Source organism: Myxococcus sp. CA051A (assembly GCF_013336705.1).
GTDB classification, from domain to species: Bacteria; Myxococcota; Myxococcia; order Myxococcales; family Myxococcaceae; genus Myxococcus; species Myxococcus llanfairpwllgwyngyllgogerychwyrndrobwllllantysiliogogogochensis.
In genome coordinates this window covers 209,100-222,705 of record NZ_JABUMS010000010.1, presented here as the reverse complement: position 1 = coordinate 222,705, position 13,606 = coordinate 209,100, and the positions used below count along the sequence as shown (strand labels likewise).

Sequence of the window (13,606 nt, the reverse complement as noted above, 5' to 3'; positions counted from 1 at the left end):
GGGCTACTCCACCGCGCCTGGCTGCGCCGACTTCAGCGGCAGCGGCACGGAGGCCGTCTGGGATTGTGCCTGGGGTGCGAGGGACGGCTCGGGCTCCGTGGACTCGGTGGGCTGCATCGGCTGGCAGCTCGGAGTCTCGCTCTTCGTGTCCGTCTCGCTCGCCGTGGCCTGCTTCGCGGCGCTCTTGGAGGGCAGCGAGCACATGGTGCTTGTCGGTGTCGCCACGATGGGCTTCGCCACGCGGGGATTGCTCGGCGTCGCGGAGTTACCTCGCGCGCGGGAATCACCTCGCGAGTTGGAGTCGCTGCGCGTGTCCGCCTTGCCTTCGCTCGTGGAGGTGGATGTGGCCGTCGCCACCGCGGAGGGAGTCGGCCGCTTCGCTGCTTCTCCGAGCGCGTTCGCCAGCCGTCCGTTGCTCTCGTGCATCTGGTCCCGTGCCCGGTCCAGGCTGGCCTGCGCGTGCTCGCGCTGCGCATCCATGCTGCCCTGGAGTCGCTCGCGCTCCTTCACCAGCGCCGCCTGGGCCTCGTCACGCTGCGCATCCAGCTTCGTCCGATACGACTCGCGCTCCTGCTCCTGGTTGGCGCGCAGGCTGTCGCGCTCTTTCGAGACATCACTCAGGCGCTGCTCCAACTCCCCCTTCTCCGCCGAGAGCATCTTCTCCGTGGTGACCATGCACGCCTCGAGCACCTTCTCGTCTGGCTCGCGCGTCGGCAGCGGCTCACCGCGATTCCAGGCCACCATCGCGCTGCTCTGCCAGCGGTAGTCCGCGTGCATCACGCACTCCTGCACCAATCGTGTCACACGGTCCGCCGACCACTCCGGCTTCGGCCGCGCGCAGGGACCCACCTCTTCCTTGAAGCTGGAGGGAAAGGTGCGGACCTGCTTCACCCAGCAACCGTCCCGCTGCTCCACCTTCACCGACGCGCACCCGCTCACCGCCACCGCGAGCACCACCGCAGCCACACGCTTCATGACGCCCCCGCCTTCCATCCCGCCCGCCGGCCCGTGCTTCACCTCTTCGCCACTCGAAGGCACGGTAGGAACGATGGAAGGCCTCGCCCATTCGGCGGAGCCCTCTCGCGCAAGGCGCCTGTTCTCGACTCAACGGACCCGGGCAGACAGGCGAGCATGCTTCGACCCACCCCGTGTGCGCCGCTCAACGCTCGCACCCTCCGAAGGGGGTGGGCGGCCGAGCATGCGCTCCACCGTCCACCAGTCTCCTCGCGCTGCTCAGGGAATCAGGCTTCGCGTGTGCTCCAGCAGCTCCGGTCCGCCCGGCGCGCCGTGGCCCGGGATGATGACGCGGGTCTCTGGGAAGCGCTCACGCGTGCGCTCCAGGCTCGCGGGCCAGGCCGCGAGGTCCGCGTCCTCCACGTTGCCCAGGTCCTTCGCCGCTCCATCCTTCACGAAGCAGCCACCGAACAACACACCGCTGTCCCGATGCCACACGAGGAGGTTGTCGCGCGCATGCCCCGCACCAGGGAAGAACAACTCCACCGGCCCCAGCGTGTGCGCTCCCGAGAAGCTCTCCGTGGGCACGGGCCGTCCATGCTCCGTCGCGAGCTTCACCGTGTCCTCCAGCCCGTACACCGGAATGTTCCGCGCCACGAGCACCGGGATGCCCGCGGTCCGGTCGACGTGGAAGTGCGTGGACACCGCCACGCGCACGGGCTTGCGCAGCGTCTCCTTCGCCCAGGTGAGCAGATGCTCCGTCTGTGCCGGACTCCAGCCCGTGTCGACCAGCAGCGACTCCGCGCCGTCCTCGATGACCAATCCGTTCGCGGGGTAGCGCCCGAAGTCCGGGCCCGACAGCGTCGTGTGGACCCAGACACCCGGAGCGATGCGGCGCACGGAGATGTCCTCCGTGAGCGTGTACTCACTCGGGCCCGTGTCGGGTGTTGCCACCGTGGAGGCGGGGCGCCCGGGTGTCGAGGTACAGGCCGGAGCGAGCATCATCACGGGCGCGAGGACGAGGGCGCGAAGGCGTTGTGAGGTCATGACGTGGGCTGCTGAACTCGTGCGGAAGAGGGGGCGATTCATGAGGGCTCGCCACCGAGGATGACCGTGCACTGGCCCGTGACGACCTGGGGGCGCTCATCCACCCACTGCCAGACGCGGCTGTAGCGAAGCCGCGCTTCGAACTCGGTGCCGTCGTGGGTTCCCTTCACGGAGGCGCTGACGATGACCACCGCGCCCGCCGAGAGGTAGCGGATGATGGGCGCCGACACGTCCAGCCGCGTCAGGCGCAGCGCGCGCGAGCGATGCGCCGCCAGGTCCGCTTCCTTGTCGAACACCTGTCCGGTGTGATTGACGAAGACGAGGTCGTCGGAGATGAGCGCGTCGAGCGCGGCCACGTCACCCCGGAGCATCGCCTGCCGCAGCGACTCCTCGGCGGCAAGAAGGTCTTCTTCCGTCATCATCCGTGTCGCTCCCTTGGCTCGATGCCAGTCACGGTGGAGTCTGTAGCGTCGCGAGTCCGCCTTGGCCACCTACTCGGGGTGCGCCACTTCCATCGCGACGACGCTACCCCCGCTCCACGTCCCACCAACCGAACCACATCGTCCGCTCCTCGGTGAGCTGCACCCAACCCGGGGCATGCACGTAGTCGCGCGGTTGCAGCCCCGCTTCCACGACGGCGCGAGCCGTGTCCTCGAAGGAATACAGATGCAGCGTCACCGCCGGGCCCGCCGTCTGGACCTCGTGCGTGGCGGTTTCATGTCCCTCGAAGCCGGGCCGTTGCTCCAGCACCGTGAACAACATCCGACCACCGGGCGCCAACGTCGCGGCGAGATGGCTCAGCACGCGCGGCAGGTCGTCACAGAAGTCGAGGCAACCGATGGCCAGCACCACCTGGAAGCGCCCCCACTCCTCGGGGAAGGGGCGGTGATAGCTGTGCACGTGCCACGCGCCCTCGGGCCGGGCCTGTCGCGCCAGCTCCAGCATCTCCGGGGACAGGTCGACTCCCACCACGTCGATGGAGGCGTCCAGGCCTCGCGTATGGAGCCCCGGCCCGCACCCCACGTCCAGCACTCGACACCCCGGAGTCACCGCTTCCGCGAGGAAGCGCTCCACGCGGTCCTCATATCGGTGAAGCACGGGGAAGAGCGCCTCGTACGCCGAGGCAATCTCCCCATACACCTGCTTCACGTCCTCTTCCTGAGCATCCCGCGACATGGCGCCGCAGCCTATGCACGAGGAGGGCCCAGGTGGCGTGGAACACACGCGGACACTCCGTGAGGTGAGCGTCCGGGGATGAACGCTGGAGCCTTCGCCGTCGCGTCACTTGTTCCGGGGAGCGCCACAGTCCGGGCAGAATTTCGCGCTCTCCGGTACCTCCAGGCCACACGTCCCGCAGCTCACCTTCCGGGCCGCGAGGGGCTTGCCGCACTCCATGCAGAACTTCCCGCCGTCCACCTTGGCGGCGCAGTGCGGACACGTCGCCAGCCGCGTCTCCTTCATGTCCAGCGTCGCGACGTGGTCCACCGTACGCGCCTTCTCGCGCGCCTGCTCCACCGCCACGTGCGCCTGGATGGAGGCCGCCTCTTCCGCCAAATCGGGAGCGCACGCCTCGCACAGTCCGCGCCCCTCGTTCCAGCACGAGCGCGGACACACCCACTTGCCGCACCGGGTGCAGTTCTTGAAGTGCTGCTTCCCCGCGTCCACGGCCTCCGCGTAGGCCTCATCCCAGCCCTGGCCGCGCAGCGCGTCCTTCAGGTGCGTGCCCGCGTGCGCCGCGCGTCCAATCGTCCCGCCGAAGAACGAGCCCGCGGCGCGCAAGAGGCCCGTGGCCACGCCTACCTTGCTCGCGATGAACGGCGACATGTGCCCGTTGCCGCACTTGTCGCAGAAGAACTCGAACTGGAACCCGTAGTCGTTCGAGCGGTCCGTGTAGTTCCGGGTGAACTGAATCATCGCCATGTCGTGCGTGCTCCCTGCCGCAACACGCCGTCACGCTATCACGGATGCAACAGGACCTCGCCCGGATGACGAGGCCCTCGGACGTCCGGGTGGCTCAGTCCTCCACCTGCCGGAACACCGCCATCGCGCGGCCCACCAGCTCGAACTTCCCCCGAGGCGTGACTTTCTCCGCGCCCCGGGTGTCGTCCGCCGTGTACAGCGCCAGCTCCCACCGCTGGCCCGTCACCACCGCGGGCACGGTGAAGGACACCGGCTCATGGTGCGCGTTGAGCAACACCAGCACCGCGTCGCCGATGATGCGCTGGCCGCGCTCGTCCGGCGTGGGGATGGCGTCGCCTCCCAGGAGGAACGCCAGCGAGCGCACGAAGGGCTTCTTCCAGTCCTCCGCGCCCATCTCCGTCCCATCCGGACGGAACCACGCCAGGTCCTTGTGCTCGGAGTCCCACAGGTGCGCGCCCTTGAAGTAGCGCCGCCGCTGCAACACCGGCTGCCGGTGTCGGAAGTGGATGAGCTTCCGGGTGAACTCCAGGAGCTTCTCCCTCCGGGCATCCAGCTTCCAGTCCACCCACGACAGCTCGTTGTCCTGGCAGTACGCGTTGTTGTTGCCCCGCTGCGTGCGCCCCATCTCGTCGCCCGCGACAATCATCGGGACACCCGTGGACAGGAACAGCGAGGCCAGGAGGTTGCGCTTCTGCCGCTCGCGCAAGGCGACGACGCCTGCGTCCTCCGTCTCGCCCTCCACGCCGCAGTTCCACGACTGGTTGTCGTCCGCTCCGTCGCGGTTGTGCTCGCCGTTCGCCTCGTTGTGCTTGTGGCTGTACGTCACCAAATCGTGAAGCGTGAAGCCGTCGTGCGCCGTCACGAAGTTGATGCTCGCCTGCGGCTTGCGCCGCGCCTCCGCGTACAGGTCCGAGTTCCCCGTCAGCCGGTAGCCCACCTCGCCCGCGAGGTTCTCGTCCCCCTTCCAGTAGCGGCGCAGCGCGTCCCGGTACTTGCCATTCCACTCGCGCCACGGCGCGGGGAAGCCGCCCACCTGGTAGCCGCCGAGCCCCACGTCCCACGGCTCCGCGATGAGCTTCACCCGGCTGAGCACCGGGTCCTGCTGAAGAATCTGGAACAGCGCCGCCCTCGGGTCGAACCCGCCTTCGCCCGTGCGCCCGAGCACCGTGGCCAGGTCGAAGCGGAACCCGTCCACATGCATCTCATTCACCCAGTAGCGCAGGCTGTCGATGATGAGCCGCGCCGCGTTCGGGTTCGACGCGTTGACGCTGCTGCCGCACCCGGTGAAGTCCAGGTAGTAGCGCGCGTCCGGCATCAGCCAGTAGTAGCTCGCGTTGTCGATGCCCTTCAGCGACAGCGTGGGCCCCAGGTGGTTGCCTTCGCAGGTGTGGTTGTAGACGACGTCGAGGATGACCTCGAGCCCCGCCGCGTGCAGCGCACGCACCATCGCCTTGAACTCGGCCACCGCGGCGCCCGGTGTCTTGCGGCTGGCGTAGTACTGCTCGGGCGCGAAGAAGCCGAGCGTGTTGTAGCCCCAGAAGTTGGACAGCTTCTTGTCGTTGAGGAACGAGTCGTCCGCGAACGCGTGCACGGGCAACAGCTCCACCGACGTGACGCCCAGCTTCTGGAGGTGCTCGATGATGGGCGGCGAGGCGAGCCCCGCATAGGTGCCGCGCAGGTGCTCGGGCACGTCGGGATGCCGCATGGAGAGGCCGCGCACGTGGGCCTCGTAGATGACCGTCTTGCGCCAGGGGATTTCCGGCCGGCGGTCATTGCCCCAGTCGAAGTAGTCGCTCACCACCACGCCCTTGGGCACCCCCGCCGCGCTGTCGCGCTCGTCGCGCGCCAGGTCCTGCTGGGGGTTGCCGAGCGGGTAGCCGAACACCGGCTGCTTCCAGTCCACGTCGCCGTGCAGGGCCTTGGCGTACGGGTCCACCAAGAGCTTGTGCGGATTGCAGCGGTGCCCCTTCGATGGCTCGTAGGGGCCGTGGACCCGCAGGCCGTACAGCGTCCCGGGCTCCAGGCCCGGCACGTAGCCGTGGTGGACGAAGTCCGTCGCCTCCGGCAGCGGGAAACGTTCGATTTCCTTCGTTGGATTCGCGGGGTCGAAGAGACAGACCTCGATGCGCGTGGCCACCTGGGAGAAGACGGCGAAGTTCACTCCCGTGCCGTCGAAGGTGGCACCACGCGGCCAGGGTTTCCCCGGCCAGACCTCCCTGCTCATGCGGGCTCTCGATTCCTCTCAAGGATATGGCCCGCTGAATGTGGGATGGCCCCCGCGTACCGGCAACCGTCAAGCAGCGACTGCGTGGTCCAGTGAGCGCCACGTCCCCAACGCCCAGTCCTCCTCCTCCGGGTCGTCGAAGCTCACCACGCACAGCGCCCGGTGCCTCCCCGAACTGCACACCGCCGTCAGCCGGCACTCGCCCGGCTCCATGTGCAGCGAGGCGCGGCCGCTCACCCGCTCGCCCCGGTACTCCAGCTCCATGGCCCGGCGCTCCGCCGTGGTGGGAGCCAGACTGTCCTCCGTCGCGTCCTCCAGGGGAACGAAGCGCACGCTGCGCCGATGGTCCCTGGCCACCCAGGTGCCGTCCTCCAGGTGCGCCTCCGCCAGCGAGCCCGGGATTCGAATCTCCCAGCCCGCCGGCAGCGCCACCTGCACCGCGCCCCGCCGGTAGCCGATGGACGGCCCCCTCGCCGCGTGGAACGCCGCGTGCCGGTGGACGAGCTCCGCGAGCGTTCCACCCACGCCCAGGTAGCCGAGCACCTCGCGCCACTCGCGCCACGGGTACGCCAGCTCCGGGTCCTCGCGCCACGCCAGCTCCAGCGCGCGCGCCACCTCGCGCAAGAGCCGGCGCTCTTCATCCAGCAGCGGCGGGCGCCACACGACTTCCGTCCACAGCCGGCACAGGGCCCGGCCCAGCCGCGCGTGCGCGCCCACGCCCTGCTTCCACCAGGGAAACACATCCATGCCCAGCCGAGGGTCCTCGTACACGCGCCGCATCCACCGCTCGTCCCGAGGGCCGAGCGGCGTCAGGAGCGCGCCGGGATACTCGAAGGTGTGGCCGAAGCGCATCGACATCGCGAAGCCCGACTCCCCCCGGCTGCGCAGCCGCAACACCTGTCCCACGGACTCCTGGAGCCACGCGAGCATGTGGACTTCCACCGGGCCCGCGTCGTCCGTGTGGAAGTAGCCCGTGGGGTCTCCCACGCCCATCGCCTCGTCGGCTTCCGCCCAGTGCAGGTCCAGCGATTGACCCATCGCCTTGAGCAAGTCACAGAGGAAGACGTGGTAGCCCGGGCCCACCGCCGTCGTCTCCGCGGAGATGACGACGCGCGCGCCGCTGGCCGCGAGGATGGAGACTTCGCCCGCCGCTGGATGCAATCGCAGTCGCAGCATCGGCGCGCCGTGGGGGCCGGTGCTCAGATGACTGCTCTCCAGCCATTCTTTCGCGTTCCCCTGAAACCATTGCTCCACCTGCCGCAACCAGGAGCGCGCGTTCTCGGATGACGGCGTGAAGGGCACATCCCCTCCACGCCGGCCGGCCAGCAGCAACTTCACACTCATCACGCCTCTCTCGGGTTGGGACGACGGTTCATCCGGGGACAGGGCATGTCTCCGCGTCTTGTCAGGAAAGCGCGCTTCGCCTTGAAGGTGCCACCGACCCCGGGTGCCTGCCGGCCCGTGCTCCACGTCGCGCGGAGTCACGAGCGAGAGGACTTTCGCTCGTCCGCCTGCCTGCCCTTGTCGCAATGACTTGCAGTGACGTGAGGCTTTCGTGACCCGGAGGCATCAGGCCACGGAAGTTGAAGAGAGGTTCAGTTCTGGGTGGCGGCGGCGGGCGCGTCCTTGCGCGCGTTGGCGGCGACCTTCTCCGCGATGCGGGCCCAGGAGGTGTGCTGGCGCACGGACTCGAGCGACGGCTCGGTGGTCAGCGACGTGGTGGCGGAGAAGCCCTGGTCGGCGGCGCGCTCCAGCCAGATGATGGCTTCGTCCTGGCTGCCGGCGCGCGCGGCGATGACACCGGCGTAGTAGAGCGCGTCGGGGTGGCGGAAGCCGTCGGCCCACGCCTTGCGGTAGAGGAAGAGCGCGTCCTCGTAGCGCCCGTCCTCCAGGAGCTTGTCGGCCTCGGCGCCCAGGCGGCGCGCCTCGCTGGCGTCGGGCGGCACGGGGCGGGGGACGGGCCCGGAGGGGTTGCTCGGGTCGTTGGTGTGGGTGGTGGCGCAGGCGGTGAGGTGAAGAACGGCGAGGACCGTGAGGAGACGGCGCATGGCGGAGGGCTCCGGTTTGAGAAGGTTTCGGGCGGGGACGCTGCCAATACCTGGCCAACCATTCAAGCAGGGGCTTGCTGCTCGGAGCAGGGACGGCGTCCACGTTGAGGGAAAGGAGGCCGTCATGAGCAAGAAAGACGTGCTGCACATTCCGCCCGATGCCCTTCCCACCATCCCCAAGCGCGACGCGGGAACCGAGGACGAGTCCTCACCGCGCCGCGTACCTCCGACGTTGGACCCGGGTACAGGGCCTGGAGGCACCCCCGGGGCGGATGAGGATCCGCTCATCATCGAGCCGCAGATGAACCCCGGCCGCTATCCCGGGACGAGTGTGAGCTGAACGTCATGAGATGGAGCGCGCGAGGCCCGCGTCCGAAAGGGCGCGGGCCTTTTGCTGTCGGACGTGTGCGAGCCAGTGCCGCTCGCCAGAAATGGTGATGCCCGCGCCGGTCGGGGCGCGGGCATCGGGTGCGCTCGATTCAGCGCGGGGCTACTGCTTGCGGCCGGACTCCGGCTCGCGGGGCGCGCTGGTGTCGGGCGCGTACGGGTCCTCGCGGTCGCTGGAGTCAGGCGTCAGGTCTCCATCCCCGCTCGTGCCGGGGTCGACGGCGGTGTCATCCGCGGGGTCCAGCGTGCCCGAGCCACCCGTGCCCGGGTCCAGCGTCGGGTCCTGACCCGTGGGCGGGTTCAGCGTCGGGTCCTGCCCGGAGGGCGGACTCGTGGACGGGTCATCCACGCCCGTGCCGCCCGTGCCCGGGTCCACGGAGGGGTCCGTGGCTGGCGGTGGACTCATCGTCGGGTCATCCATGCCCGTGCCGCCCGTGCCGGGGTCCGGCGTGGTGCCCGCGGGTGGCGTCGTCGTCTCGCTGCCCGTCGTGGTGCCCGTGTCCGTCGTCGGGGCCGTCGTGTCGTCGCGCTTCGCGCTCGAGTCGGACTTGCAGGCGGTACCAAACACGAGAGCGCCGGCGGCGAGCGAACCCAGGACGAGCTTCGTCTTCAGGAACTTCTTCATGGTGGTTCTCCCACTGGAAAGGTTGGGTTGGTGGTGTGGCTGGCTGCTGCTGGTCGAGAACGTGAGCAGCCAAATCGCGACCTGCAGCGGACGCCCCTCCGGCTGCCTGCTCCCCGGGCAAAGGCAGGAAGCAGCACGTGGGGACCTTGTCCGCGCGCGATTGTCTTTCAGCCGTCTTTGTTCGGGCCCACCAGCCGGGGTTGGTCATCCCCGCGAGTGCCCTGGGAACGGCGGCGCAGGGACTCGCGCCACCCCGGCGTCAGCAGCGGACACTCCGCCAGCGCGGCGGCGTCCTCCCGCCGGTGCTCATGCATCGCCAGGTTGGCGAACGCGACGGTGAACGCGGGGAAGGGACGCTCCACCAACTCCAGCGCGTCGCCCGCACGGACCTTGCCTTCTTCCAGCACGCGGTAGTACCAACCCGTGCGTCCCGTCCGCTGGAGCAACAGCGCCAGTTCCTTGTGCCGCCAGCGCCGCGCGGGCTTCCAACAGGGCTGACGCGGCTGCGACACCTGCACGCGGGCGCCACCCACCCGCAGCACGTCGCCAATGCAGACGCTGTCCTCGGCGCCACCGGAGACGACCCAGTTCTCACCGAAGGCGCCCGGGCCCACGTCCTCACGCGCCAGTTGGGCGCGCCAGAAAGCGTGGTGCGAGGCGGGGTACGCGAGCACCGCCTTCTCCAGTCCCCCATGGACCCGCAGGTCCGCCTGACCATCTCCGGCCAGCCCCGTGCGCGACAGCCACACGGGCCCCAGCACGGGCTCTTTGTGGATGGCGCTGGTCCACGGCCGCTCCAGCGGGTCCACGGCACCCGGCGTGCCGAACTCGCGGGGCATGCCCACGTGGAGCGAGAGGATGCGGGGGAGCTCGGTGTCCATCACTCGCGCGACAAAGCAGGCGCGCGAGGCGCTGTCCAGCGGTCCTGACTCGTGAAGGCCGCTCGTTCGACAAGAGGCGGGGGCCGCCCTGAAGGCCGCCCCCGCCTCGTCAACCTCGTGTCGCGTGTGGCGTCAGAAGGTTCCGCCGTCCATCACCGCGCCGCCCGCGGGCGGCTGGAACGTGTCGTCATCCGTGGTGCCCGGCACCACGCCCGAGCCACCCATGCCCGCGTCACCGTCGAGCGTGGGCGTGGTCCCCGGCGCGGACGTCGTCGTGTCCGGGGTCGTCGTGGTGGTGTCGCCCGGCGTCGTCGTGGTGGTGTCGCCCGGTGTCGTCGTGGTGCTGCTGCCGGGGTTCTGCTGTGGCGTGCTGGGCACCGTGCCCGGCGCCGTCTGCGTCGGGTCCATCATCGTCGGGTCCTGCGTTGTCGTGTCCGGAGTCGTCGTACTCCCGGAGCCGCCCGTCGCGGGCTGCCCCGAGGTATTCGGGTCCGTCTGGGCCACCATGACAGGTGCCTCCGTGGAACTGCACGCCGAGCCCAGTGCCAGGGTACCCGCCATGGCACCCGCCCACATCCACCGCCTCATGTGCTTCGCCATTGCCTCCTCCTTCCGTGGGTGTGCGTCACTTCAGCTCAAGGGGTGGCGTGCTCGGGGCCAGGTGCCCCCGCCGCCGCCCGTTCCTTCACTTCCGAATCCATTCGCGCCCGGTGCCGACGCCTCCGTCGCTCCGTCAGCACCAGCAGCAGCGCGGGAAAGGCCACCAGCATGACGAGTAGATTGGTGGCGAAGCCCATACTGGCCAGTGCCCCCACGGAGTTCAGGCCTGGATGCCTGGCCAGGAAGAGCGCGCCGAAGCCCATGGCGCTCGTCAGCAGGCCCCCCGCGATGGCCCGACCTGTCTCCGAGTAGACCTCCACGAAGTCGCTGCCCGGTGACGCCAGGCGTGTCAGCAGATGCACGCCCGCGTCCACCGTCGTCCCGATGAGGACGGGGATGATGAGGATGTTCAGATAGTTGAACTCCACCCCCACCAGCGGCATCAGGCCAATCAGCGCGAGCAGCGACACCACCGTGGGCAAGAGGCACAGCACCGCCATGCGCAGCCCGCCCAAGGTCATCCACATGGCGAGCAGCACCGCCAGCGTCGTGCCTCCGAGGATGAGCGGCGCCTCGTGCGTCACCATGTCCAGCAGGTCCGCCATCACCATGGCCTCACCCGCCGCGGACACGCGCCCCCCATCCAGCGTCGGGGCACCGCGCACCTCGCGCGCCAGGGCCCGCACGGCCTGCCCGTCCGACTGGTCCACCGCCGGGTACACCAGCACGAAGCTCCCGGGTGTCCCCTCGCGTCCCATGAACTGCTGACGCACGCTCGGCGGAAGGTCCTCGAGCGTGAAGGGCCGGGCCTCGCTCTGACGACGCAGTTCCACCAACTGCGTGCGCTGCTCGGGCGACAGGCGCTCTTCAGGGACGTTCTCGAGCAGGCGGTGGATGTCCTGGAGCACGGCCTGCTTGCGCGGCTGGTCCTGGGGCACGAGCGACGACAGCGAGGCCACGAAGTCGATGGTGGAGTCCTTGCCCCGCTCGCGCTGACGCCGGGCCAGGGCGGACGCCATCGCGTGTTCCTCTTGTGTGCTCTTCGTGAGGACGACGACCGGCGTCTGCGAATAGCCGATGATTTCGTTCACCTGCTTGTCGAGCACGAACGAGGGCAGGTCCTGGTCCTCGAGCGTCCCGAAGTTGTAGTCGAAGCGCACCCGAGGCACCTGCGTCAGCAGCCCCACCAACAGCACCGCCGAGACGCCGGTGATGACGTAGCGGTGCCGCACCAGCACGCGCCCGAAGGGGGACTCGCTCGGAGCGACGGCCGCACGCTTCGGACGCCAGCCCCAGCGCGCCGTCAGTCCCAGCAGCGCGGGCAGCACCAGCACGTACGCGGCGATGAGCACCAGCATGCCGATGCCCGCGATGACGCCGAACTCCCGGAACGCGCGCAGCCGAGACGTCCCCAGCACGAAGAAGGTGAGCGCCGCCACCAACGCGGACACCAGGGCCGCGCCGCCGGTGTGCGTGAAGGACTCGCGCGTGGCCTCCTCGGAGGACTCGCCCTCCGTGCGCAGGTGCAGGTAGCGCCCCAACAGGTGGATGCCGTGCTCCACGCCCAGGCCGCCGAGGATGGCGCCCAGAAAGCCCGTCAAGAGATTGACCTGTCCATACAGCAGGGCCACCAGGCCGTACGTCCACGCGAGGCCCATGCCCACCGGTGTCAGCACGAGCCCCACCGCCAGCGCGCTGCGGAAGTGGAAGAGCAGGTAGAGCAGCATCAGCGCCATGGCCACGGCCGACGACACCGCGATGTCGCGGATGATCTGCTTCTGCTGGTCCAGCTTCTTCTGGAAGGTGCCGGTGATTTCCACCCGGAAGCCGGGGCCGTACCTGGACAGGTCCTGCGCGTCGAGCAGCCCGCGCACCTCGTCCACGATGCGGCGCGAGTAGGCGAGGTCCGCCGACGTCATCTCCGGCTTGACGAGCACGACGACGCGCCGGGCCTTCGCGTCCAGGTAGTAGTCGTCCTTCGCGGAGGACAGCTTCTGTCCCGCGGCGCCGCCGTACTTCGCCTCCAGGTCGGAGAAGTCGAGCGTCGGCTCGGGCTCGTCCACCAGCGGCACATAGAGAGGGTTGGCCTGCTGGCGCTCCCATTGGAGCCGCGCGGCGAGCCGACGGTGGACCTCTCGCAGGTCCTCTTCCGACAGGAAGTAGAGCGCCCTGTCGCGGAAGAAGGCGCCCGTGCGCTCCTTCTCCACGAAGCGCACGCCGGGCAGCGCCTGGAGCTTGGGTGCCAGGTCATCCGCGAAGCGGCGAAGCGACTCGGCGTCTCCTCCTTCGCCCACCACCGACACCCAGCCGAGTGCGCCGAAGCGCGTCTCCAACTCGTGCAGGTCCTGCACGCTCTCAAATGAGTTCGGAAGCAGGTCCACCAGGTTCGCGTTGAGCTTGAGGTTGCGAGCGAAGAAGCCCCCCACCGCCGCCAGGAGCAGCGCCAGGCCCAAGGCGAGAATGGGCCGCTGGTGACTGCGTGTTGCCAGGGCCCCGAGGCTCCGCTCCACGCGTCGCATCCAGCGGCGCTCACTCCGCGTCGATGTCGTCGTTGGCTCCGAGTCCATCTGTCACGGTGGCGTCCCGTCCCCAGGCTCCGGCCTCCGCCGGTAGCGTGGAGGGCGGCACGGCTTCCCCTCCCTTGGGTGTCCGCGTGAGCGGCCCCATGTGGTCGGGAACGTGGGGACTCGGCGCGGGGGATGCAGTGCTCGCCGACTGGCCGTCTGCCCCCCGGGAGGGCGGCGGACCCGCTGCTCACGTCCCTGATGCGCGACGCGCCCGGCCGTGCGCTCCACCCGTGGAAGCAGCCGGGCAGACAGCCGGGCGAGGGTCGTTGGGACTTGTTAGAGAAGGTCAGGTCATTCGGTGCCTTACATTCCGCCTTACGGCATAAACGCGTTGACTCCCTGGTTGGCGCATG

The 13,606-nt window shown here is 69.4% G+C and carries 13 protein-coding genes; 1 reads left to right on the top strand and 12 read right to left on the bottom strand.

Annotated features, from left to right (window positions below):
* Positions 1-3: 3 nt before the first annotated feature.
* From HUA74_RS27925 to HUA74_RS27890, 8 genes are all read right to left on the bottom strand, one after another.
* Complete coding sequence (locus tag HUA74_RS27925) at positions 4-975, bottom strand: hypothetical protein (protein WP_174456984.1); 972 nt, start codon at positions 973-975, stop codon at positions 4-6.
* A 258-nt stretch (positions 976-1,233) separates the two neighbouring features.
* Complete coding sequence (gene bla / locus HUA74_RS27920) at positions 1,234-2,001, bottom strand: subclass B1 metallo-beta-lactamase (RefSeq protein WP_174456983.1); 768 nt, start codon at positions 1,999-2,001, stop codon at positions 1,234-1,236.
* Positions 2,002-2,039: 38 nt separating this feature from the next.
* Positions 2,040-2,423, bottom strand: coding sequence for a nuclear transport factor 2 family protein (locus HUA74_RS27915; RefSeq protein ID WP_141645021.1), 384 nt, complete (start codon positions 2,421-2,423; stop codon positions 2,040-2,042).
* 103 nt (positions 2,424-2,526) lie between these two features.
* Positions 2,527-3,177, bottom strand: a complete 651-nt coding sequence (locus tag HUA74_RS27910) for a bifunctional 2-polyprenyl-6-hydroxyphenol methylase/3-demethylubiquinol 3-O-methyltransferase UbiG (protein WP_141645020.1) — start codon at positions 3,175-3,177, stop codon at positions 2,527-2,529.
* Between the two features lie 105 nt (positions 3,178-3,282).
* Positions 3,283-3,921, bottom strand: a complete 639-nt coding sequence (locus HUA74_RS27905) for a zinc ribbon domain-containing protein (protein WP_174456982.1) — start codon at positions 3,919-3,921, stop codon at positions 3,283-3,285.
* Positions 3,922-4,015: 94 nt separating this feature from the next.
* Positions 4,016-6,145: a glycogen debranching protein GlgX gene (gene glgX, locus HUA74_RS27900; RefSeq protein WP_174456981.1), complete on the bottom strand. Its 2,130-nt coding sequence runs from the start codon at positions 6,143-6,145 to the stop codon at positions 4,016-4,018.
* Between the two features lie 69 nt (positions 6,146-6,214).
* Entirely contained in the window at positions 6,215-7,489 is a 1,275-nt protein-coding gene (locus HUA74_RS27895; RefSeq protein ID WP_141645017.1) for a hypothetical protein, read from the bottom strand.
* Positions 7,490-7,740: 251 nt separating this feature from the next.
* Positions 7,741-8,193 (bottom strand): hypothetical protein, encoded by a 453-nt coding sequence (locus HUA74_RS27890; protein ID WP_174456980.1) that lies wholly within the window; start codon positions 8,191-8,193, stop codon positions 7,741-7,743.
* A 124-nt stretch (positions 8,194-8,317) separates the two neighbouring features.
* Between HUA74_RS27890 and HUA74_RS27885 the strand changes: the two genes are divergently transcribed.
* Positions 8,318-8,533, top strand: a complete 216-nt coding sequence (locus HUA74_RS27885; RefSeq protein ID WP_174456979.1) for a hypothetical protein — start codon at positions 8,318-8,320, stop codon at positions 8,531-8,533.
* A 150-nt stretch (positions 8,534-8,683) separates the two neighbouring features.
* Here the strand turns inward: HUA74_RS27885 and HUA74_RS27880 are convergent, their stop codons facing one another.
* From HUA74_RS27880 to HUA74_RS27865, 4 genes are all read right to left on the bottom strand, one after another.
* Entirely contained in the window at positions 8,684-9,205 is a 522-nt protein-coding gene (locus tag HUA74_RS27880) for a hypothetical protein (protein WP_174456978.1), read from the bottom strand.
* Between the two features lie 167 nt (positions 9,206-9,372).
* Positions 9,373-10,086 (bottom strand): MOSC domain-containing protein, encoded by a 714-nt coding sequence (locus HUA74_RS27875; protein ID WP_174456977.1) that lies wholly within the window; start codon positions 10,084-10,086, stop codon positions 9,373-9,375.
* A 132-nt stretch (positions 10,087-10,218) separates the two neighbouring features.
* A complete protein-coding gene (locus HUA74_RS27870) occupies positions 10,219-10,686 on the bottom strand; it encodes an Erp protein (protein ID WP_141645013.1) in 468 nt (155 codons plus the stop codon).
* Between the two features lie 35 nt (positions 10,687-10,721).
* Positions 10,722-13,205, bottom strand: coding sequence for an RND family transporter (locus HUA74_RS27865; RefSeq protein ID WP_254613982.1), 2,484 nt, complete (start codon positions 13,203-13,205; stop codon positions 10,722-10,724).
* Positions 13,206-13,606 lie beyond the last annotated feature (401 nt).